General features: G+C 66.7%; 19 protein-coding genes, 1 tRNA gene and 1 pseudogene. 9 read left to right on the top strand and 12 right to left on the bottom strand.

Annotated features, from left to right (window positions below):
• Positions 1-20: 20 nt before the first annotated feature.
• Positions 21-1542 (bottom strand): annotated as a pseudogene (locus ACGLHR_RS06795) (FGGY family carbohydrate kinase).
• A complete protein-coding gene (locus ACGLHR_RS06790; RefSeq protein ID WP_400092817.1) occupies positions 1539-2999 on the bottom strand; it encodes a nitrate/nitrite transporter in 1461 nt (486 codons plus the stop codon). Before ACGLHR_RS06790 ends, ACGLHR_RS06795 begins: the two are co-directional and overlap by 4 nt.
• A 327-nt stretch (positions 3000-3326) precedes the next feature.
• Here ACGLHR_RS06790 and ACGLHR_RS06785 point away from each other — a divergent pair, with 327 nt between their 5' ends.
• On the top strand, positions 3327-4463 hold the full coding sequence (locus ACGLHR_RS06785) for a zinc-binding dehydrogenase (protein ID WP_400092815.1): 1137 nt from the start codon (positions 3327-3329) through the stop codon (positions 4461-4463).
• 1 nt (position 4464) lies between these two features.
• On the opposite strand, the gene ACGLHR_RS06780 is transcribed toward ACGLHR_RS06785, so the two are convergent.
• On the bottom strand, positions 4465-4854 hold the full coding sequence (locus tag ACGLHR_RS06780; protein ID WP_400092814.1) for a DUF302 domain-containing protein: 390 nt from the start codon (positions 4852-4854) through the stop codon (positions 4465-4467).
• A gap of 380 nt (positions 4855-5234) precedes the next feature.
• On the opposite strand from ACGLHR_RS06780, the gene ACGLHR_RS06775 reads away from it, so the two are divergent.
• The 5 genes from ACGLHR_RS06775 to ACGLHR_RS06755 all read left to right on the top strand — a co-directional run bounded on the left by ACGLHR_RS06775 (position 5235) and on the right by ACGLHR_RS06755 (position 9673).
• Positions 5235-6533 (top strand): Nramp family divalent metal transporter, encoded by a 1299-nt coding sequence (locus tag ACGLHR_RS06775; RefSeq protein WP_400092843.1) that lies wholly within the window; start codon positions 5235-5237, stop codon positions 6531-6533.
• A 129-nt stretch (positions 6534-6662) separates the two neighbouring features.
• Positions 6663-7049, top strand: a complete 387-nt coding sequence (locus ACGLHR_RS06770; RefSeq protein WP_400092812.1) for a nuclear transport factor 2 family protein — start codon at positions 6663-6665, stop codon at positions 7047-7049.
• Positions 7050-7330: 281 nt separating this feature from the next.
• Complete coding sequence (locus tag ACGLHR_RS06765; RefSeq protein ID WP_400092811.1) at positions 7331-7528, top strand: hypothetical protein; 198 nt, start codon at positions 7331-7333, stop codon at positions 7526-7528.
• Between the two features lie 51 nt (positions 7529-7579).
• Positions 7580-8764: an ABC transporter substrate-binding protein gene (locus ACGLHR_RS06760; protein ID WP_400092810.1), complete on the top strand. Its 1185-nt coding sequence runs from the start codon at positions 7580-7582 to the stop codon at positions 8762-8764.
• A 39-nt stretch (positions 8765-8803) separates the two neighbouring features.
• Complete coding sequence (locus ACGLHR_RS06755; RefSeq protein WP_400092842.1) at positions 8804-9673, top strand: NAD(P)-dependent oxidoreductase; 870 nt, start codon at positions 8804-8806, stop codon at positions 9671-9673.
• 12 nt (positions 9674-9685) lie between these two features.
• Here the strand turns inward: ACGLHR_RS06755 and ACGLHR_RS06750 are convergent, their stop codons facing one another.
• Positions 9686-10618, bottom strand: coding sequence for an alpha/beta hydrolase (locus ACGLHR_RS06750; RefSeq protein ID WP_400092809.1), 933 nt, complete (start codon positions 10616-10618; stop codon positions 9686-9688).
• A 130-nt stretch (positions 10619-10748) separates the two neighbouring features.
• On the opposite strand from ACGLHR_RS06750, the gene ACGLHR_RS06745 reads away from it, so the two are divergent.
• Together ACGLHR_RS06745 and ACGLHR_RS06740 are read left to right on the top strand one after the other, a co-directional pair.
• Positions 10749-11132, top strand: coding sequence for an HNH endonuclease (locus tag ACGLHR_RS06745; RefSeq protein WP_400092808.1), 384 nt, complete (start codon positions 10749-10751; stop codon positions 11130-11132).
• A gap of 89 nt (positions 11133-11221) precedes the next feature.
• Positions 11222-11306 (top strand) — tRNA-Leu (locus ACGLHR_RS06740).
• A gap of 91 nt (positions 11307-11397) precedes the next feature.
• Here the strand turns inward: ACGLHR_RS06740 and ACGLHR_RS06735 are convergent.
• From ACGLHR_RS06735 to ACGLHR_RS06725, 3 genes are all read right to left on the bottom strand, one after another.
• Positions 11398-12303, bottom strand: coding sequence for an adenylate/guanylate cyclase domain-containing protein (locus ACGLHR_RS06735; RefSeq protein WP_400092806.1), 906 nt, complete (start codon positions 12301-12303; stop codon positions 11398-11400).
• A 74-nt stretch (positions 12304-12377) separates the two neighbouring features.
• The gene (locus ACGLHR_RS06730; protein ID WP_400092805.1) at positions 12378-13412 is read right to left on the bottom strand and encodes a patatin-like phospholipase family protein; all 1035 of its coding nucleotides are present in this window, start codon (positions 13410-13412) and stop codon (positions 12378-12380) included.
• Positions 13413-13443: 31 nt separating this feature from the next.
• On the bottom strand, positions 13444-14073 hold the full coding sequence (locus tag ACGLHR_RS06725; protein WP_400092803.1) for a hypothetical protein: 630 nt from the start codon (positions 14071-14073) through the stop codon (positions 13444-13446).
• Positions 14074-14363: 290 nt separating this feature from the next.
• Between ACGLHR_RS06725 and cls the strand changes: the two genes are divergently transcribed.
• Complete coding sequence (gene cls / locus ACGLHR_RS06720) at positions 14364-15872, top strand: cardiolipin synthase (protein ID WP_400092801.1); 1509 nt, start codon at positions 14364-14366, stop codon at positions 15870-15872.
• A 103-nt stretch (positions 15873-15975) separates the two neighbouring features.
• On the opposite strand, the gene hutG is transcribed toward cls, so the two are convergent.
• The 5 genes from hutG to hutU form a co-directional block, all read right to left on the bottom strand.
• On the bottom strand, positions 15976-16791 hold the full coding sequence (hutG, locus tag ACGLHR_RS06715; protein WP_400092799.1) for an N-formylglutamate deformylase: 816 nt from the start codon (positions 16789-16791) through the stop codon (positions 15976-15978).
• A gap of 98 nt (positions 16792-16889) precedes the next feature.
• Complete coding sequence (locus tag ACGLHR_RS06710) at positions 16890-18290, bottom strand: formimidoylglutamate deiminase (protein WP_400092797.1); 1401 nt, start codon at positions 18288-18290, stop codon at positions 16890-16892.
• Positions 18287-19561: an imidazolonepropionase gene (gene hutI, locus ACGLHR_RS06705; RefSeq protein WP_400092795.1), complete on the bottom strand. Its 1275-nt coding sequence runs from the start codon at positions 19559-19561 to the stop codon at positions 18287-18289. Before hutI ends, ACGLHR_RS06710 begins: the two co-directional genes overlap by 4 nt.
• On the bottom strand, positions 19561-20169 hold the full coding sequence (locus ACGLHR_RS06700) for a HutD family protein (RefSeq protein WP_267604281.1): 609 nt from the start codon (positions 20167-20169) through the stop codon (positions 19561-19563). The genes hutI and ACGLHR_RS06700 overlap by 1 nt, the downstream gene beginning before the upstream one ends.
• Complete coding sequence (gene hutU, locus ACGLHR_RS06695; protein WP_400092794.1) at positions 20166-21887, bottom strand: urocanate hydratase; 1722 nt, start codon at positions 21885-21887, stop codon at positions 20166-20168. The genes ACGLHR_RS06700 and hutU overlap by 4 nt, the downstream gene beginning before the upstream one ends.
• Positions 21888-22065 lie beyond the last annotated feature (178 nt).

Below are 22065 nucleotides of genomic sequence, written 5' to 3'. Positions count from 1 at the left end.
TTCGGCGATCTCCTGGCAGGTCATTGGTGGTTGAAGGTTTGCGCGTGGCGCAGTTCGGACGCAACCCGTGCGTGCCAGAGCGCGCGGCGCTCGCCGCGCTGGTCGGCGCCCAGGCGGGGCGCGAACACGGCATCGGTTTCATTGGTGGCGCGGGCGTCTTGCAGCGAGTCCCACAGCAGCCCCGACGAGCCCGCGAAGAAGGCGATGCCGCGCAAGCTGGCGCGATCGGTCTCGCGCATGCGCCGGATCGGCATGCCGGTCAGGTCTGCCTGGATCTGCAGCAATGCGTCGCTGCCGGAGAGCCCGCCGCCCACGATGAGTTCGGACACGGGCACGCCGGCGACTTCCTCGTTGGCCTCCATGCACGACGACACGGCATGCGCGATGCCTTCCAGGATGGCGTAGGCCACCTCGGCCTGCGTGCTCGCCATGGAGATGCCGGTCAGCGATGCGCGGGCTTCGGGCTGCATCTGCGGGACACGCAGCCCGGTGAGCGCGGGCAGGAAGGTCACGCCGCGCGGAGTCCACGGTGGCGGCCAGTGCGCTGATCTGTCTGGCACTCTCGAACCAGCGCAGCTTCTCGCAAACCCAGTTGAGTGCCGAGCCCGTGGTGGCGACGAAGGTCTCGACGGATAGATGCGAGACATCAAACTGCCGGCGCGCGGTCATGGTCAGCGTGCCGTCGTACAGGCCGGCCTTGGCCGGTGGCTCCGGCCCGATCACCAGGTCCACGAAGCTGCCGGTGCCGTGCACGCACATCGACTGCCCGCGCTCCAGGCACCCGAGCCCCGCGGCCCCGGCAAGCTGATCGCCCGCGCAGGCAAGGATCGGCACGTCGATGCCCAGCTGCTCCGGCCGCGTGCGGCCGAAATCGTCGGCGTCCTGGCGCAACGCGGGCAGCAGCGAGTGCGGGAATTCCAGCGCATCAAGCCAGCCGAGGTGATAGCGGTGCTCGGCCAGCACGTAGGCGCTGGCGGAGGTGACGTTGGTCGGCGTGGTCACGCAGGCGCGCTCGGTGGACAGATGCCAGAGCAGCCAGGTGTCGATGGTCCCGAACCCCAGGCTGCCCGCCCGGAACGCCTCGGCCACTTCGGGCGTGTCCCGCAGATGACGTGCCGCCCAGAGGTAGGGAGAACGCACGCCGACCGGGCGCCCGACCTGCTCGATCAGCGTCTTGTCCCAGGCCGGCGCCAGCGCGCTGAGCTCGCTGACATAGCGCGTGTCCTGCCAGACCATGGCGGGCACGATCGCCCGCCCGCTGCGGGTATCCCACAGCACCGCGGTAGCACGCTGCGTGGCAATGCCCAGCGCAACGATGCGCAACTGTTCCTGCTGCGCGCGTGCGATGGTGGCGCGGCACACGGCAATGGTCTTCTCCAGGATGGCGTTGGCGTCCTGCTCCACCACGCCGGGCCGGGGCGCGTCCACCTGCAGCATGGTGTACTCGAGGCACGAGACATGGCCGTCGGCGGCAACCACGGCCGCCCGCGTGCCGGACGTGCCTTCATCGATGGCGAGGATGACGTTCCTGTTGGTCTTCATCGTTGGGATTTCTCTATCGCCGGGTTGAGGAACGCCGGAGCGGGCGCCTCGTCGCCGCTGAATTGCGGGGCATCGGCTTCGTTGTCAGGGTTGATGGTGGTGCGCGTCGGGTCCCACTTGATGGCAAAGCAGATGATGCTGGCCGTCAGCGGGACGATCGAGAGGATGAGAAAGGTCGCTTCCAGGCCGTATTTTTCCCGGAAGATCGGGAAGATCAGCAGGCCCAGCGCCGCGCCGGTCGAGCCCAGTGCGCCGATGATGCCGTTGGCCCCCGCGCGCAGCTCGCTGCGGAACGACAGCGACGAAAGGCTCTTGCCGTTGGCGCCAGGGCCGCCCGAATGGAAGAGGATGAACAGGGACGGCACGATCACCGCCACCCAGATCGGCATCTTGCCGTTGAACAGGCCAAGGATCAGCAGCATGACGAAGACGGCGGCGAAGCCGAAAGCGGAAGCGCGCCGCAAGCCAAGCTTGCGCCCGATCAGCGGCGACATGAAGCCACCGAAGATGCCAAAGACGTTGAAGACCAGCGCGCCCACCGTGGCATAGACAAAGTCCTTGCCGAACAAGGCCGCGCTGATCAGCGGCAGGTACCAGCCCACCGCGAAATACTGGATGGACTGCCCGATCTGCACCGTCGCCGCAAGGATGGTGCGCGGCAGATACACACCGCGGAAGATCAGCAGCACATTGGCCAGGCCGCGCTTTGCCTGGTTGAGCACAGGCAGGCGCTCCTCCACCGGCGCGGCGACAAAGGGCCGGCCATAGATCCGCGTCATCGCCTTGGCGGCATCGACCAGCCGTTCCTTGCGGGCCAGCCAGATCGGGCTCTCCACCAGGAACGCGAGCTGCAGCACCAGGATGCCAAGCCCGAAGATGGCGGTAGCCGCCACGGAGTAACGCCAGATGGCGTCGCCCACATTCCACGAATGGAACAACAGCGCCAGCAACAAGTTGCTGCAGACCGCGGTGTACCACATGCCCTGCCAGGTATTGAGCCGGCTCTTCAGCTTGACCGGCGTGAACTCGGCCAGCACCGCCATGGCGATGGCAAAGTCGATGCCGTAGGCCGCGCCGACAAAGAAGCGCCCGACGAGGATCACCTCGAAGCCAGGCGCGAACACCACCAGCAGCGCACCCATCACCGCCAGGAATTTTGCGAGTATCAGCGGGCGAATGCGGCCCCATCGGTCCGCCATCCAACCACCGATGGGATTGAAGGCGATAGCGACCCAAGAAGCAAAGGATGTGAGCAGCGCGACTTGCGAAGCGGCAAGCTGCAGGTTCCGCGTCATGGGCCCGAGCCCGGCGCTCAATGCGGAATTGGAAAATGCGTCTAGGAACAAGCCTCCCAGCGCGAGCCACCAGATAAGGCCGGCTCTGCCTTTTATGCCTGGGCAGGCATCAATGAATGCGATGACATCGTCGATGCCACGGATCTTGATCGTGGATTGCACAGCGGTCTCCTTGTTTTATTTCTGTAAGAGGCCGCAGCAATCTGCACGCAGGAAGAGACCATCTTACAGATGGTCTCTTATCTAGATCTGCAGGCGAACTTTAGGTTGAAAGCACCAGGGTGTCAAGGAGAGGAATCCCAGCGGCAAGCGCGCTTTTTCCCGCCTCTATCAGTACGATGCATGACGGTCTGTCAGCAGGCGCATGACCTGAATTTCCGGTCCAGTACGGGTTTCGCAGGAACTTGCTACATTGCTGACTGCTGGCAAAAAGGCGGCCTCACATTGCCGCCTCGCTCACCTCGCACCGACAGACCAAGGAGACATCAAATGCACGCCGCACTTCAACTTCGTTCGCAAATCAAGAGCAGCGGTGAACTCGAACTGTCGCTAGACAGCATCGACACGCCGCACCCCGGCCCGGATGAAGTGCTCATCCGCATTGAAGCCTCTCCCCTCAACCCGTCCGATCTCGGCTTGCTGTTCGGCGCGGCCGACATGCGCACGGCAAAGGCCAGCGGAACAGCCGACCGCCCGGTGGTCACCGCGCGTGTGCCCGAGGGCGCGATGCGCAGCATGGCGGGACGCATGGATGCATCCATGCCGGTAGGCAATGAGGGGGCGGGCGTGGTCGTCGAGGCAGGCTCGTCCGCCGCGGCGCAAGCGTTGCTCGGCAAGACCGTGGCGGCCATCGGCGGCGCGATGTACTCGCAGTACCGCTGCATTCCCGCGGACCAGTGCCTGGTCCTGCCCGAGGGCGCCACGCCCGCCGATGGCGCGTCGTCATTCGTCAATCCGCTTACCGCGCTGGGCATGGTCGAGACCATGCGGCGTGAAGGACATAGCGCGCTGGTGCACACCGCCGCGGCCTCCAACCTGGGCCAGATGCTGAACCAGATCTGCCTCAAGGATGGCATCAAGCTGGTGAACATCGTGCGCAAGCAAGAGCAGGCAGACCTGCTCAAGGCACAAGGCGCGGTCTATGTTTGCAACGCCGCATCGCCCACGTTCATGCAGGACCTCACAGAGGCGCTCGTCGCCACCGGCGCCACCATCGCGTTCGACGCCACGGGCGGCGGCAAGCTCGCCGGCCAGATCCTCACCTGCATGGAAGCGGCCTTGAACAAGACGGCCCGCGAATACAGCCGCTATGGCTCCACCACCCACAAGCAGGTCTACCTCTATGGCGGCCTGGACACCAGCCCGACCGAGTTCAACCGCAACTTCGGCATGGCGTGGGGCATGGGCGGCTGGCTGGTGTTTCCGTTCCTGCAGAAGCTCGGGCGCGAACGGGCGAACGAACTCAAGCAACGCGTGGTGGCAGAGCTGAAAACCACCTTTGCCAGCCACTACTCGAAGGAGATCTCGCTGGCCGAGGTGCTGGACCTGGATATGATCGCGGCCTACAACAAGCGCGCGACGGGGGAGAAGTACCTGATCAACCCGAACAAGGGCCTGGCCGGGTAAATCATCCCGGGGCGCCTGGCGCGCCCACGGTGCCAAGAATCAGCCCTTGCGCCGCAGCCAGCGGCGCGGCGCTGCCGGCCGGCAATGGGTGAGCGCGTTCCAGCTCCGCGGCGTTGTGGAAGCTCACCCAGGTGCTGCCTTGGCCGTCATCGCGCACCAGCACGCGCAAGGGCAAATCCAGCGCAACGCTGGGTGCCGCGAGCATCAACGGCGTCCCCCCTCTGGGGTTGCCGAAGATCAGCACCTGCGTGGGCGGCATCGCCAGCCCGGCATTGCGGGCGGCCTCGGCATGGTCGATCCGCGCGAAGATCGTCATGCCTTTTTCCTTGAAGGCCGCGAGCAGGCGCTCCACGGTCGTCTGAAAATCGTAGCGGCTGGGGAAGGTTTCCATGACGTTGCCTTGTTGGTTGCCTGAATCACTGTATATCCCCGCCTCTGGCCTGCCACGCACAACCTCGGACGGGCCTTGCGTGAAGTGAGCGATCAGGACCCCGACATGAGACAAAGCGCACCTTTCAGCACATAAAGCCGAGCGGCATGCGTTTTTGCGGCGACACATAGCCTTCGCAAATACGAGTGATTTGCATTTACAATTGGCTGTATCGCGCCCCAATGGCAACAATCAGGCAACGGTGCCCCGGGACTGAGCGGTTCGTTAAGCTGCCGGCGTCATCGTTCCGATCGAACGTCGTTTACATCACGCAAGCCATGCCGCCGACTCTTGACCAATCCGCCATGCCCGCCATGCCCGCCATGCCCGCCATGCCCGCCATGCCCGCCATGCCCGCCAACCCGCGGCTTGCCCCGCCGGCAATGCCGCGCCTGGCCTACCTGGGCGCCGGCGCCCTGGTCGCGGTTGGCTACATGGATCCCGGCAACTGGGCCACGGCCATCTCCGGCGGCGCCAGGTACGGCTATAGCCTGCTGGCGGTCATTGCGGCGTCCAGTCTCGTCGCCATGCTTCTGCAGTGGATTGCCGCGCGCGTCGGCGTGGTCACCGGGCGCGACCTCGCGCAACTCAGCCGGGAACGCTTCTCCCGGCCCGTGGTGCTCACCCTTTGGGTGGGCAGCGAGATCGCCATCGTTGCCTGCGACGTGGCCGAGGTGGTCGGCTGCGCCGTGGCGCTGCAACTGCTGCTGCACGTGAACCTGTGGGTCGGCGTGCTGATCTCGGCGGTGGCCACCGTGGCCATGCTGGCCGTGCACCGCGAAGGGCGGCGCACGCTGGAAGCGCTGGTCGGCACGCTGATCCTGCTGGTGGCGCTGTGCTTCGTCGCACAGTTGGCGATGGCGCAGCCGGACTGGGCGGCGGTCGCCGGCGGCTTCGTCCCCACGCCGGAACTGGTGCGCGATGCGGGCATGCTGTGGCTCGCCGCCGGCATCGTGGGCGCCACCGTGATGCCGCATAACCTTTACCTGCACGCCTCACTGGTACGCAAGTACAGCCCTGGCGCCGCGCAAGGACTGCCGCCTTCGCCCGCCAACGCGCCGGCACTGGTGCAGGCGCTGCGCGGGGCCAGCATGGACACCTTCGGCTCGCTCACCTTCGCCTTCCTGATCAATGCCGCGCTGCTGATCGTGGCGGCGGCGGTGTTCCACGCCAGCGGCATGACCCAAGTGGCCGACTTGGCCGACGCGCATCGCTTGCTCGACCCCTTGCTGCATTCCCGATGGGCCAGCTTGTTGTTCGCCGCCGCGCTGCTCGCCTGCGGCCTCAACTCAACCCTCACCGGCACGCTCGCCGGGCAGGCGGTGATGGAGGGCTTCCTCAACCTGCGCATGTCGCGCATGCGCCGCGCGCTGCTGACGCGCGGCCTGGCGATCGTGCCCGCCCTGGTGGCGGTCGGCGTCTTCGGCCAGCATGGCTCGGCGGAACTGCTGGTGGCCAGCCAGGTAGTGCTCAGCATCAGCCTGCCGCTTGCCGTGCTGCCGCTGATCGGGTTCGCCTCCCGCGCCGACCTCATGGGCGCGTGGCGCGTGCGCGGCCTGCCGCTGGCGCTGGCGTGGCTGAGCGCGCTCGCCATCCTGTTGCTGAACGGCGCGTTGCTGTGGCAGAGCGTGATGGCGTGATGCCGCGCGCTAGACACCAAGCGCCGGGACGATCGCGATCCCCCTCCACCTGTCTTGAAATGAACCCCGTTGCGGCCTAGCTTAAAGCTATCGGCGAGGGGAGCGGCCAGGTTGCAGTGGGAGATGAGCATGCCAAGTCCAAAGGAAGTCGCGCAAGCCACATACGATGCGTATCGCCGGGGCGATATCGACACCATCATGGCGTTCATGGCTGAGAAGGTCGACTGGAAACTGGTCGGTCCACCCAAGCTCATGCGCTATGCGGGGCAGCGCGAAACGCACCCGGAGATTCGCCGGGTGTTCGACCAAATGGCGGAGGACGACACCATACAAGTATTCCAGGAGCGCGAGTTCATCGAGGCGGGCGACGAACTCGTCGTACTGGGCTTCGTGAAAGGGTACACAGTGCCGGCGGGCAAGTCCTTCGAAACCGAATGGGTGCATGTCTTCACGATCCGCAACGGCAAGATTACGCGCTGGCGCGGCTTCTACGATACAGCTGCCCGATGCTGCTAGCGCGCTAGCGTGCTGGTGCGGTGTTGCGCCGCTATGACCGGCGCAGGGTAGTGTGGGCGTCCGATTTACAATCGAGGGATTCAGCACCGGATCGAATGTCCAGAGGGGATTCTTTTGCTTAAGGTTTGGGGGCGGCGCAGTTCATTCAACGTGCAGAAGGTGCTGTGGCTGATCGGCGAGCTCGATCTTGCGCCCACGCACATACCGGCCGGCGGCAGTTTCGGCATCAACGAAACCACAGCCTCGACCTGTGCGCACAGCACTTCCGGATCCTCGACCGCGTGCTTGCCGAATCGCCCGTTCCTCAACGGCAACAGCCTGACGCTTGCGGACATTCCTGCTGGTACCACGAGCTGGAAATCGAGCGGCCGCCGCTTCCCTATGTGGAGGCATGGTACGAGCGGCTCAAGCAACGTCCCGCCTATCGCGAGAACGTGATGGTTCCGTTCGATGAATTGCGCGGGCGGCTCGACTACTGATTGACCGATCGCGCGCCAAACCAAAAACAAGAAACACAGAGGAGACTACCCATGCCCCACCCGTTCATCCGCATCACCCTGCCGTCCGCCGCCCTTCTGCTCGCCTCCATCGCCTCCATCTCCTCCCTCCCCGCCCATGCCGACATCCGCGTGGGCATCGACGTTTCCACCACCGGCCCCGCCGCCTCCATCGGCATCCCGTCCAAGAACACCGTGATGATGTGGCCGCAAACCCTCGGCGGCCAGCGCGCGCAGTACGTGATCCTGGACGATGGCTCCGACCCGGCAGCGGCCGTGCGCAATGTGCGCAAGCTGATCTCCGAGGAGAAGGTCGATGTGGTGGTGGGCCCCAACATCACGCCCACCGCCATCGCCGCGCTGGATGCCGTGGCGGAAGGTGAGACACCGATGGTGGCGCTGGCGGCATCGGCCGCGATCATCGAGCCGCAGTCGGACCCCAAGCGGCGCTGGGCGTTCAAGATGCCGCAAAACGATTCGCATATGGCCACGGTGCTCACCGAGTACATGGGCAACCATGGCGTGAAGACGGTGGGCTTCATCGGCTTCAACGATGCTTACGGCGAGAGCTGGTGGCGCGAGTTCTCCAAGCTGGCGGACGTGCGCAAGCTCAAGGTGGTGGCCAACGAGCGTTTCTCGCGCAACGACACTTCGGTGACCGGGCAGGTGCTCAAGCTGATGGCGGCCAACCCGGATGCGATCCTGATCGCCGGCGCGGGCACGCCGTCGGTATTGCCGCAGAAGACCCTGGCCGAGCGCGGCTACAAGGGGAAGGTCTACCAGACGCATGGCATCGCCACCTGGGATTTCCTGCGGGTGGGCGGCAAGGATGTCGAGGGCACGCTGTTCCCGACCGGGCCGGTGGTGGTGGCGCGGCAACTGCCGGACAACCACCCGGTGAAAAAGGTGGCGATGGATTTTGTGACACGCTATGAAGCGAAGTACGGCGTGGACAGCATCACGCAATTCGCCGGCGATGCCTGGGGCGCCTGGATGCTGCTGGACGACGCCGCGCGCCGTGCCGGCAAGAGCGGCGCGCAGCCGGGCACGCGCGAGTTCCGCCATGCCATGCGCGATGCGCTGGAGACGACCACCAACCTGACCATTCCCAATGGCGTGATGAACCTGAGCGTGAAGGACCACCAAGGCTTCGACCAGCGCTCGCGCGTGATGGGTGTGATCCGCGACGGCAAGTTCGCCTACGCGTCCGACAAGTAAGGAAGCTTTGACATGAGCAATACGAGCAATACGAGCGGTATGAACGTTACGACGATTGGCTTTATCGGCCTTGGCGCCATGGGCACGCCGATGGTGCGCCACCTGCTAGCCGGCGGCCACGCCGTGCGCGCCTTTGTACGCCGCCCCGAGGCCGCCGACACGGCCCGCGCGCTGGGCGCCGAACCCTGCACCACGCCGGCGCAAGCCGCGCGCGGCGCCTCGGTGGTGTTCACCAACGTCACGTCATCGGAAGACGTGCAGACCGTGCTGCTGGGCGAGCACGGCGTGATCGAAGGCGCGGCGCCGGGCACCATCTGCATCGACCACAGCACCATCTCGCCCATCGTCACCCGCGAGATCGCCGCACGGCTGGCCGAGCGCGGCATCGAAGCGCTGGACTGCCCCGTCTCGGGCGGCACCGTGGGCGCCGAGGCCGCAAGCCTCACCGTCATGGTGGGCGGCAAGGCCGAGATGCTGGAACGCGTGCGGCCCCTGCTCGCGCTGCTCGGCAAGACCATCACCCATATCGGCGACCACGGCGCGGGCCAGGTCGCCAAGCTGTGCAACCAGATCGCGCAGGTGGTCAATATCGAAGGCATCGCCGAAGCCATGCGCTTCGCGCAGGCGCAGCAGGTCGACAGCGGCCGCGTGCTGCAAGCCATGGCCACCGGCATGGCCGGCAGCCGCATGCTCGACATGATGGGGCCGAAGATGGTGGCGCACGACTTTGCCCCCGGCATCGAGGCGCGCTTGCACGACAAGGATTTCGGGCTGGCCGCCCAGATCGCGCAGCAGCTCGGGCTGGAACTCCCGGCCATGCAAGCCACCTCGCGCCAGCTCGCCACGCTGATGGACAAGGGCTGGGGCAAGGACGATACGTCATCGTTGTTGCGGGTGCTGGAGGGCTGAAGGGCTGAGGGGCTAAGCCACCCCCATCATCCGCCGCACGGCAAGCAGCAACGGGCTGTCCCGGTCGGCAAAATCATCCATCACGTTGAAGTGGTGCCTGCCGGGCATCGGCACATGCGCCGAGCCCGGTGCCGCCGCGTTGGCGGGCCAGCCGGCGCGCAGCAGGTCCGTCTGCCGGTGGTATTCCTCCGGTTCCAGGCCGCCCACGGCGGTTACCAGCGGGGCATCCGTGGCAGGGGGCAGGAAGGCCGGCGAGAGCCGGTCCACATCCCCTTCCGACAACTTCAGGTCCACCTGCAGGAAGTCCGCGCGGCGCAGCGGCTCCAGGTCGTGCAGGCCGCTCACCGAGACCACGCCCTTGACCAGGTCGGCCGGCAGGTCGCTGCCCACCCGCTGCCACAGCGTGGTGAGCATCATCGCGGCCATGTGGCCGCCGACCGAATGCCCGGCCACGAAGATGCGCGACTTGTCATGGCCAAGCCGGTCCGCCTCGCGGTACAGCCACGCCACGCTGCGCACCGCCTGCAGCAGGATGGTTTCCACGCTCACCGCCGGGCACAAGGAGTAATTGGTCACCGCCACCGAGACGCCGCAGTGCGGCAGCGCGTTGGCCACCAGGCTGTGGTCGCGCTTGTCCAGCGCGCGCCAGTAGCCGCCGTGCAGGAACACCAGCAGCGGCGGCGCCTGGCCGGCAACGGCGCCAGGTTCGGCGGGGAAGTAATCGAGCCGCTCGTCCGCGTCGTGCGGGCCGGGCTCGGCGCCGGCATAGCTCAGGTCCTCCAGCCAGCCGGCGCGCTCGCGCACCTGCCGGGACATCTGCGCCCAGCGCGCCATGTGGACGACGTTGTCGGGCACCCGGGCGCGGTTGTTGTACTGGACCGCGAAGTAGGCGGGATCCTGCGACGGCAACTGGGCAAGGCTGGCAAGGGACGGCAGGGCTGGCATGGTGCTCCGGCATGAAGGGGAAAAGCCGGGCGGCGGCGCGGCTGCGATAATGCTATGCGAGTTCGCACACCGCCAGGTATCGACAGAATCCCGGATATAGCAACACCAGCACATCACCGTCGCACCGCCCATGGTCGTCAAACGCCATCTGCGCGCCGGCCAGGACCAGCAGCAAGGTCCGCCCGCCGGCGCCTCGCCCAGCACCCTGCCGCCCTGCCCCCTGTGCGGGCGCGCGATGGTGCCCGGCCCCAGCACCGACCTGCACCATCCCGTGCCGCGCAGCCAGGGCGGGCGTGCCGCCGTGGCCATGCACCGGGTCTGCCACCAAAAGATCCACTCGGTCTTCACGGAAACCGAGCTGGCCCAGGCCTACCACGACTGGCAACGCCTGCGCGGCCACCCCGCCATGGCGGATTTCATCCGCTGGATCGCCTGCAAGCCGCCTGAATACTACGATCGGAGCCGCGCCACGCGGGCCAGGCGAGCCCGGTCGGGAGGCCCTGGCCGAGGCTAGTTGTGACCGGGCGGAATTTGCGGCATAATTCCCGGCTCAGCACCATGCTGGCACGCCGGTTCGTCGGCAAATCAGCCAGCATCCACTCAGCCCGGGTGGTGAAACAGGTAGACGCAGGGGACTCAAAATCCCCCGACGAAAGTCGTGTCGGTTCGAGTCCGACCCCGGGCACCACTGCATTTCCCAAGAAAAACAAGTAGATACGCCCGTGGATGAGCGAAGCTTCGCCACGCCTTTCTGTTCCGTATGGCGCCCTGGCCAGGAACTAGGCAGGAAAGAACTCAACCCGCTCCCCTGCGCCCTCCATCGACTGGCCAAACGTAATCCAGCCGTGCCCTCTCAGCGCGACCTCATCGCGGCGCAGGATGATTTCGTCATCACCGTCGATGGCGATATGCGTGCCATTGGCGCTTCGGTCGATCAGCATGTATTTTCCTGCCCGGAACTCGATGGTTGCGTGGAACCGCGAAGTCTGCGGATCCGCCACGACGATCGTCATCGCGGCGTCGCGCCCTATCGTGACCGGCGGCGATGCGCCGTTCATCCGGACCTCCTTCTCCCGATACCGTAGCGTGAGCAGCGCGGGGCGGCTCGCGCGTGGGTTCACTTCGGCGAGGATGGTCATGTCGGCGTTCTGCTGCCATATCGCTTCGAACAACTCCACGGGTTCGACTTTGCCGCGCACCTGTATCGGGTAGAGGTAGCGCATCGCCTGGCGCAGCCTGGGCGGCAGATGCGCCACGGCGTCCTTGCTGGTGATGATCTGTCCTTGCGATGCGAGCTTGGCGAGGCGCGCGGCAAGGTTGACCGTGTCGCCGAACACATCGCCTGATGCGTCGCGCAGGATCGGGCCGTGGTGAAAGCCGATATGGATCGACATGGGAAGACCGGATACCGGCGGCAGCGCGGTAATCGCCATTTGCATTTCGAGTGCAGCCTGCATTGCATTTTCGGCGGAGGCGAACACCGCCATGACTTCGTCCCCGATGGTCTTCACCACCCGGCCTCGCTGCGCCGACGAGCAGGATTTCATCAGGGCGATGCATTGCCCGATGGCGCCGAAGGCGGCCGCATTGCCGGCCTTCTCATACAGCTTGGTGCTGTTGCTGATGTCCGCGAACAGCACGGACCCGTCTGAGTCGGACACCGCAGGCATCGATTCCCGGTCCATATGCGTCTCAACCTGTTTGCTCACCGCGCGCCTCGCGTGGCGCTCTGCACTGATGGTAGTACGCGGCCGAACGCTTAAAGGAATGTTTCCGCGATATCGATCGATGAGCGCTGGCCGAGTGCGTCGAAATTTGCCGCGAGCCAGGCTTCGGCCCGCTCGCGCCCTAGCGTGAACAGGCCGCGCAGGAAGTCCCAATCCGCGTTGAACTTGCTGGACGCGCCCAGTCGCGCCATCTCGGCTTCGGCATCGATGCTGTGGATCAGCATGCGGCGGTAGCGTGCCGGGTCGAGCGCGCCTTCGTCGATCAGCCGGGTGATGAATTCGATGGCGCGCATCTCGCGCATCAACGAGGAGTTAAAGCTGAGCGTGTTGATGCGGTCCAGGATTTCGCGTGCAGTGACAGGCACCTGGGGAATATGGATCGGGTTGAGGCGGATGATCAGCACATCGCGGCTGTCGGTCTCATAGATCAGCGGATAGATCGGCGGGTTGCCCATGTAGCCGCCGTCCCAGTAATACTCGCCGTCGATCTCCACGGCCTGGAACAGCGAGGGCAGGCAGGCCGAGGCCATCACGGCCTTGGCGCAAACCTCGCCGGTGCTGAACACGCGGATGCGCCCGCGCAGCACATTGGTCGCGCACAGGAACAGCTTGACGCTCTTGCTGTGCTGCAACACCTCGAAATCGATGGTCTCGTCCAGGATGTTCTGCAGCGGGTTGAGGTTGCACGGGTTGAGCTGGTAGGGCGAAAAGAAGCGGGTGAGATGGTCGAACATCATCCACGCTGGCGACATCTCCATATGGCCACCGCCGCCCATCAACCTGTCCAGCCAGGTAGGTTGCAAGGGACTCAGCCTGGCGCACTCGGACACCTTGCGCCAGCACGTCTCCAGTGCCTGCCGCGCGCCCTGCGACCCACCGCTTGCGAGGCCATAGGCAAGCACGGTGGCATTGACGGCGCCGGCGCTGGTGCCACTGATGCCGTCGATGCCGATGCGCTTGTCTTCCAGCAGCCGGTCCAGCACGCCCCAACTGAATGCCCCGTGGGTGCCGCCGCCTTGCAGCGCGATATTGATGCGGCGAATCGCGGGGGGTTGTGTGGCTTGCATGGCGGCCTCCAGTTTGAGTGCCTTGGTGCTTCTACTGCCCTTGCGTGCCGGGGAGCGGCGCTGGCTGGGCGAGCCGCCACGCCAGGTTGCGCCGGGCGCTGGCTTCACAGCGAGCGTGGAACACCTCCGTATGGTAGATGCGGGGGCGCGCCAGCAAGGCATGCAAAAAAACGCGGGCGCGGGCGTCGTAGCCGGCATCGTCCAGCCCGGGCTGCTCGGCCCGCAGCTTCGCCTCGTTCCGGAGAAACCGTGCCAGGCTTCCGCCAATGTCCGCCAGGTCGATATCGACGGTGAAGCGGGCACCGGCGTCCGCAGGCGCGGCGTCGTGCGTGGTCGCCATGATCATCTCGGCGACGTGGGCCACTGTGGCGATGCGGCCGCCGGCGTGGTGCGCAAGCCACGCGACACTGCGCTGCTCGTTGTCTGCCGCGCCGGGGACATAGATCACGTCGTGGCACCACAGCGCCAGCTCCACGGTGTCGGGATCAGGTATCTGCGCGCGTGCCCAGTCCAGATGGCGCAGGCAGCGGCGAATATGATCGAGCGTGTGATAGTGACGCACCGGCTCGGCGTAGTGCCGTGCCAGGCCGGCATAAACGGCTTCGGCGTGCGTGCCGCCGCAGCGCGACCACAGCGCCAGGAAGCGCGCTTGCGTATCCATTGCCGTCTCCTTCGTGCCAGGGGCGTGGCCCGATCGTCCATGCTGGCCATCATTCAACTACCCCTATCGCAGCGTAGTGCATATGGGCGAACAACCGGCGCATTGCCTGGTTTCACAGTCCATGTGCGGTTTAGGAGGCAAGAGACTGATCAGGTACAAGTCGCCGCCCGGACGCAAAGCGCAAAGGCGCCGATGACAGGTTGATGCTGGGCCGATGCCGGCATTGTCCTGCATTGGCCCAGCGCACGCCTCTGGTATGGTGCGCAGTCCGCCGTCCGCCGCCTAGCCGCATGCCCCCTTCCCTTCTTGCTTCCTTCCTGCCTGCGTCCTGGCTTGCCCCGCTACAGGGCGCCATGCCGATGGACCTGTCCTGGTTGTTGCCATCGATCTTCACGCTGGCGGAATGGGCGATCCGCCTGGCCATGCTGGTCTACGTGCCGCAGCGCCGCGCGCCCGCGGCGGCGCGCACCTGGCTGCTGCTGATCTTCTTCCTGCCTTGGGTGGGACTGGTGCTGTATGCGCTGTTCGGCCGCATCTACTATCCCAAGTCGCGCCGGCTGAAGCTGGCCCGCATCAACCAGGGCATCGCAAACGTACGGGACCGGGTGGCGCGCTTCGCGCCATTGCAGCCGCTGCCTGCCGCGGTTGCCGCCGATGCGGCCGGCCTGATCGAGCGGCTAGGCTCGTACTCGCCGATGCGGGGCAATGCCGTGGCGCTGCTCGACGACTATGCCGCGACCGTAGCGGCGATGATTGCCGATATCGACGCCGCCAGGCGCCAGGTCCATCTGCTGGTCTATATCTACGCTGCGGATGCCACGGCCGGCGCCTTCACCGACGCCCTGCTGCGGGCGAGTGCGCGGGGCGTGCGCTGCCGGTTGCTGGTGGACGCGCTAGGTGCCCGCGCTGGCTGGCGCGCTTTTGCAGGCAAGCTGCGCGACGGCGGCGTGGAGGTGGTGCAGGCCCTGCCGATGCGCTCGCTGATGGCAGTGCTCAAAGGCAAGAGCGCGCGCTTCGACCTGCGCAATCACCGCAAGATCCTGGTGGTGGACGGCAGCATTGGCTATATCGGCTCACAGAACGTGATCGATGCCGAGTCGATGCCGGGATTGCCCAATGAAGAACTGGTGGCGCGCGTGACGGGGCCGGTGGTGGCGGAGCTGCAAGCAGTCTTCCTGGCCGACCGCTACCTGGAGACCGGCGACAGCAACTTCGACATCGATAGCTTCCCGCCCATGGCGGAGCAAGGCCCGCACATCGCGCAGATGCTGCCCAGCGGGCCCGGCTACGGCACTCAGAATGCGCAGATGGCGCTGATCAGCATGATCCACCGCGCGCGTAGCGAGGTGGTCATCACCACGCCCTACTTCGTGCCGGACGAAGCCTTCCTGCAAGCGCTGCACCTGGCCTGCTACCGTGGCGTGGCGGTACACCTGGTGTTGTCGCAACGGATCGACCAGCGCTTCACGCAGGCCGCGCAGGAGGCTTACTTCGGCGTGCTGCTGGACTCGGGGGTGCAGATCCACCTGTACCGCCCCGCCTTCCTGCACGCCAAGCACGTCACCATCGACGATGAGGTCGCCATGGTGGGCTCGACCAATATGGATATCCGCTCGTTCGCGCTCAACGCGGAAGCCGCGCTGGTGATCTATGAGCGCGATGTGGTGGCGCGCATGCGGCAGATCCAGCAGCGCTACCTGGCCAACAGCGAACAGGTGGTGCGCGCGGTGTGGCAGCGCCGCCCGCTGCATACGCGCACCTGGCAGAACCTTTGCCGGCTGGCGGATTCGCTGCTGTAGATGGCCGTAGATGGCTATAGATGTGACAACGCGAACCGTGCTGCCATTGGCAACACGGGTCGCGTGAGGTGCTTCCTGCCTTTCCTGGTTTCCCTGCCCGGGCTTAACGTGCTTCCACGTAGCCCAGCACCGTTTCCAGCATCGTCTTCAGCGTGGGCTGGATGCGCGTGGCCAGCGCTTCGTCATAGGCGAAGGGATAGGTCTCGCTCATGTAGGCCGACTGCGTCAGCTCCAGCTGCACGGCTTGCACGCCCTGCGCCGGCGCGCCGTACTGGCGCGTGATATAGCCGCCCTTGAAGCGCCCGTTGAGCACGGAGGTGTAGCCTGGCAAGGCGCCGGCGATATCCAGCAGCTGGTTGGCCAGCGCGGCGTCGCAGCTCGCGCCGTTGGCGGTGCCCAGGTTGAAGTCGGTCAGCTTGCCTTCGAAAAAGCGCGGCAGCACCGAGCGGATCGAGTGGGCGTCCCACAGCGCCACGGTGCCGTGCTCGGCGCGCAAGCGGGCCAGCTCCTCGGCGAGCGCGCCGTGGTACGGGCGCCAGATGGCGTCGCGGCGCGCGGCGATTTCATCGTCGGCGGGCTGGCTGCTGGCGTCGGCGTAGATCGGCGTCTTGTCGAAGGTATCGACCGGGCACAGGCCGGTGGTGTCCTGGCCGGGGTAGAGATTGGCGTTGTCGGGCGGGCGGTTCAGGTCCACCACGTAGCGCGAGTGGGTTGCCACCAGGATGGAGGCGCCGAGCTCGCGCGCGAAACCGTACAAGCGTTCAAGATGCCAGTCGGTATCGGGCACGGTGCGTGCCTCGGCAGTCAGCCGGTCGGACACGGAGGCCGGCAGGTGGGTGCCCACGTGCGGCATCGACACCAGCATCGGGCGCGTGCCGCGATGCAGGGTGAAAGCGGGAGTATCGGTCGAGAAGGGCATGTTTTCTTGTTTGCAACTTTGCAACGTAAAGGCGCTGTGCTCAGCAATGCGGACCTGAAGCTTGTAGGGTCAAGCATGAGGCCGATGGTGCGCCGGGTTTAGTCGGACAGCAGGCTTGCGCGCGCAGCGGCAAAGCGCTTGCCAGCGTCGGCCTGCAAGGCGTGCGTACCATGCTGCACGCGCGTGCGGCCCGCCGTGCGGACTTCCGCTAGTGTCTCATGCCCATGGTTGGTGAACACATGGACCGCCAGGGCCTGGCTGCCGGACAAGCCCGAGAGCGCGGGATGCGCGCCGTCCAGCACGACGAAATCTGCCTGCTGCCCGACGGCAATCGCGCCAATCTCCCGGCCCGACGCGCGCGCACCGCCGAAGGCGGCATCGAGGTAAAGGCGATCCGCCACCTGCTTGTGCGCGTCGGACGCCAGCACATTGCGTTTTTGCAGCGCCAGCCGCTGGCCGTACTCGAACAGCCGCAGCTCTTCCACCACGCTGACGCTGGCGTGGCTGTCCGAGCCGATGCCCCAGACGCCGCCCTGCCCCAGGTACGGCGCGGCATCGAACACGCCATCGCCCAGGTTGGCCTCGGTGGTCGGGCAGATGCCGGCCACCGCGCCGCTGTGCGCCAGGCGCCGGCGCTCATCCCAGTCCAGGTGCGTGGCATGCACCAGGCACCAGCGCGCATCCACCTCGGCATGGTCGAGCAGCCACGCCACCGGGCGCGTGCCCGTGAGGGTGATGCACTCGTCCACCTCGCGCTGCTGCTCGGCGATATGGATGTGCACGGGCGCCTTTGCGTCCAGCGCGTGCAGGCCTGCCACGGCGTCGGCGAGGCTTTGCGGCGGCACCGCGCGCAGCGAATGCGGCGCCAGGCCCAGCCGCGCCTGGCCGTGGCATTGCGGGGCCAGGCGGCCGAGCAACGCGAGCATGGCGCTGGTCTCATGCAGGAAGCGGCGCTGATCGGGCACCGCGGGCTTGTTGCCGAAGCCGGCCGTCTGGTACAGCACCGGCAGCAGCGTGATGCCGATGCCGGCGGTCTGCGCGGCGCGCAGCAGGCGCAGCGACATCTCGGCAGGGTCGGCGTAAGGCTTGCCGTCCGTGTCGTGATGCACGTAATGGAATTCGCAAACGCTGGTGTAGCCCGCGCGCAGCATCTCGATATAGAGCTGCGTGGCGATGGCTTCCAGCGTATCGGGAGAGAGCCTCAGCGCGAAGCGGTACATCAGCTTGCGCCAGCTCCAGAAGGAATCGCTCTCCTGGCCGTCAGCCAGTGTCTCGCTGCGGTATTCGGTCAGCCCGGCAAAGCCGCGCTGGAACGCGTGCGAGTGCAGGTTGGGCATGCCCGGCAAGAGCGGCCCGGCGGCATGCGGCACGCCCTGCACGGGTAACGCGCCGGCCTGCACCGTGGTGAATGCGCCGGCGTCGTCCCAGGCCAGCAGCACATTGCTGGCCCAGCCCGTGGGCAGCAAGGCCTGCGCGGCAAACAGGCTTCCGGCGCTCATGGCTGCACTCCTTGCGCTTGCGTGGCGGCGGGATAGACCTTGCCCTGGCGCACCACGGCGGCGGCGGGATTGCGCCCGAACCAGTAGGCCAGCTCGGCCGGCGAATCGACGTTCCACAGCACGAAATCGGCGGCGCGCCCGGCGGCCAGCAGGCCGTGCCGGTCGGCCGCGCCCAGCGCGCGCGCGGCGTGCGTGGTGACGCCTGCCAGCACTTCCGGCACGGTCAGCCTGAACAGGGTGCATGCCATATTCATCATCAACAGCAGCGAAGTGACGGGTGACGTACCGGGATTGTGATCGGTGGAGATCGCCATCGGCACGCCATGCCGGCGCAGCAGGTCGATCGGCGGCAGGTTGGTGTCACGCAGGAAATAATAGGCGCCCGGCAGCAGGACCGCCACCGTGCCGGACTCGGCCATGGCGGCGACGCCGGCCTCGTCCAGATGCTCCAGGTGGTCCGCCGACAGCGCGCGGTAGCGCGCGGCCAGCGCGGTGCCGCCCAGGTTGCTGAGCTGCTCGGCGTGCAGCTTGACGCGCAGGCCGTGGCGTTGCGCGGCCTGGAACACGCGCTCGGTCTGCGCCAGGCTGAAGCCGACGGATTCGCAGAAGGCGTCCACCGCATCGACCAGCCCCTCCTTGGCCAGCGCAGGCATCATCGTGTCGCACACCAGCGCGATGTACTCGTCGGCGCGGCCCGCGTATTCCGGCGGCAGCGCGTGCGCGCCGAGGAAGGTGGTGTGCACCGTCACGCCGAAGGCCTCGCCCAGGCGGCGCGCCACGCGTAATTGCTTGCGCTCGCTGGCGAGGTCCAGGCCGTAGCCGGACTTGATCTCCAGCGTGGTCACGCCCTCGGCCAGCAGCGGCGCGAGGCGCGCGGCGGCCAGCGCGAACAGCGTGTCTTCGTCGGCAGCACGCGTGGCGCGCACGGTGGAGACGATGCCGCCGCCGGCGCGGGCGATTTCCTCGTAGCCGGCGCCGGCCAGGCGCATGGCGAATTCATCGGCGCGCTGGCCGCCGTACACCAGGTGGGTGTGGCAGTCGACCAGGCCCGGCGTGATCCAGGCGTTGCCGGTATCGTGGTGCGCCAGCGCGATGTATGCCTGCGGCAGTTCGGCCTGCGTGCCGAGCCAGACGATGCGGCCTTGCTGCACGACCAAGGCGGCGTCGCGGATGGCCTTGGCGGGATCGCCGTCGGGCAGCAGGTGGCAGCGATGCCAGACGCCATCGGCGCACGAAGAGGTAACGGCGGCCTGCGCCGGATTCAAGTTCATTACGGGTTCTCCAACTCCAGTTCCAGGGTGACGCACAGGCAAAGCGCGGGCTCCGACATCGCCTGCAGGCGATATGGCACCGCTACGCCTTCGGCGAACAACATGCCGTCGTCGCTGGCCAGCACGGCTTGCCCGCTCTGGCCGGCAACGCCGTGGCGCCATGCACCCTCGACCACCAACAACAGCACAACGTGCGCACCGGGCGCGATCGTGAATTCGTCGCGCGCCGCCACAACACTCGCGCGGCAGCGGCCACGGCGCGTCATCACGTTGAAGTCGCGCGTGGTGCCATCCAGCAGGGTTGCCTGCACACCGCGCTCGCCGGCAAAGGCGAACGGTTCGCCCACGGTATCGAGGCGATGATCGAAGCTGCCATTGTCGGCCTGCAGGCGCACGCCCGCGCCTTCCAGCAGCACGATCTGGCGATCGATGCCGGGGAAGGCGGAGAACGGGCCGTCGGCGGCGATGTCGGCCACGCTCACGCGCCACAGGAACGCGTCCATGCCGGCGCCCGGCGGCCACGCCGCGATCTCGCGCGTGATGCCGCCGCCGTTCTTCCAGGGCTGCGCGGCCAGCGCGCCGAGCGAGAAGCGTTCGACGCCGTTCATGCGTCTGCCGCCTTCGGCACCATCGGCAAGTTCAGGCCCTTCTCGTGCGCGCAGTCGATGGCGCTTTCGTAACCGGCATCGGCGTGGCGCATCACGCCGGTGGCCGGGTCGTTCCACAGCACCCGCTCGATGCGCTTGGCCGCGGCATCGGTGCCGTCGCAAACAATCACCACGCCCGCATGCTGCGAGAAGCCCATGCCCACGCCGCCACCGTGATGCAGGCTGACCCACGTCGCGCCGCCGGCGGTATTGAGCAGCGCGTTGAGCAGGGGCCAGTCGGACACCGCATCCGAGCCGTCGCGCATGGCTTCGGTCTCGCGGTTGGGGCTGGCGACCGAGCCGCAATCCAGGTGGTCGCGGCCGATCACAATGGGTGCCTTCAGCTCGCCGTTCTTCACCATCTCGTTGAAGGCCAGGCCGGCGCGGTGGCGCTCGTCCAGCCCCACCCAGCAGATGCGCGCGGGCAGGCCCTGGAAGGCGATGCGATCGCGCGCCATGTCGAGCCAGCGGTGCAGGTGCGCGTCCTCGGGGAACAGCTCCTTCATCTTGGCATCGGTCTTGTAGATGTCCTCGGGGTCGCCCGACAGCGCGACCCAGCGGAACGGGCCCTTGCCGCGGCAGAACAGCGGGCGGATATACGCCGGCACAAACCCCGGGAAATCGAAGGCGTTGGCCACGCCCTCGTCAAAGGCGACCTGACGGATGTTGTTGCCGTAGTCCAGCGTGGGCACGCCCATCTGCTGGAAGGCCAGCATGGCCTGCACGTGCTTGACGATGGAGGTCCTGGCAGCGGCTTCGACCGATTTCGGATCCGCCGCGCGCGCGGCTTCCCACTGCGCCACGGTCCAGCCCGCGGGCAGGTAGCCGTTGACCAGGTCGTGCGCCGAGGTCTGGTCGGTGACGATGTCCGGGCGCATGCCACCGGCCTGCGCGCGCTTGACCAGCTCCGGCATGATCTCGGCGGCGTTGCCGAGCAGGCCAACCGAGATGGCCTGCTTGTTGCGCGTGGCCTCTTCGATCATGGCCAGCGCTTCATCGATGGTGGTGGCCTTCTTGTCGACGTAGCGCGTGCGCAGGCGGAAGTCGATGCGCGACTCCTGGCATTCGATCGCCAGCACGCAGGCGCCGGCCAGCACGCCGGCCAGCGTCTGCGCACCGCCCATGCCGCCCAGGCCGGCGGTGAGGATCCACTTGCCGGTGAGATCGTTGTTGTAGTGCTGGCGGCCGGCTTCGACAAAGGTTTCGAAGGTGCCCTGCACGATGCCTTGCGTGCCGATATAGATCCACGAGCCGGCAGTCATCTGGCCGTACATCATCAGGCCGGCGCGATCCAGCTCGTTGAACTTGTCCCAGGTGGCCCAGTGCGGCACCAGGTTGGAATTGGCGATCAGCACGCGCGGCGCGTCGGCGTGGGTGCGGAACACGCCCACCGGCTTGCCGGATTGCACCAGCAGCGATTCTTCCTCGCCCAGGTTGCGCAGGCTCTCGAGGATGGCGTCGAAGCATTCCCAGTTGCGCGCCGCCTTGCCGATGCCGCCGTACACCACCAGGTCCTGCGGGCGCTCGGCCACGTCGGGATCGAGGTTGTTCTGGAGCATGCGGTAGGCGGCTTCGATCAGCCAGTTCTTGCAGTGCAGCTCGGTGCCGCGCGGGGCGCGGATTTCGCGCTGGCCACGCGGTTCAACTGCCTTTGTGAATTGGTGTTCGTTGGCGTTCATGTCTGGTTCTCCTGCGTGTTGGGTTCAACCCGCGCTGCGGTGATTTTTAGTGCGTCGCATCTGGTGGCGCCCGCCCTCTCCCCCGGCCCCTCTCCTACAAGTGAGAGAGGGGAGCAACCCGGCGGCATTAGCCGAAGCCGGCAGGATGCGCCAAAACCGTCTGGAATGACGACGGCTG

It is taken from the genome of Cupriavidus sp. CuC1 (genome assembly GCF_044627735.1).
GTDB lineage: Bacteria > Pseudomonadota > Gammaproteobacteria > Burkholderiales > Burkholderiaceae > Cupriavidus > Cupriavidus ulmosensis.
This window is presented reverse-complemented; position numbering and strand designations above follow the sequence as displayed.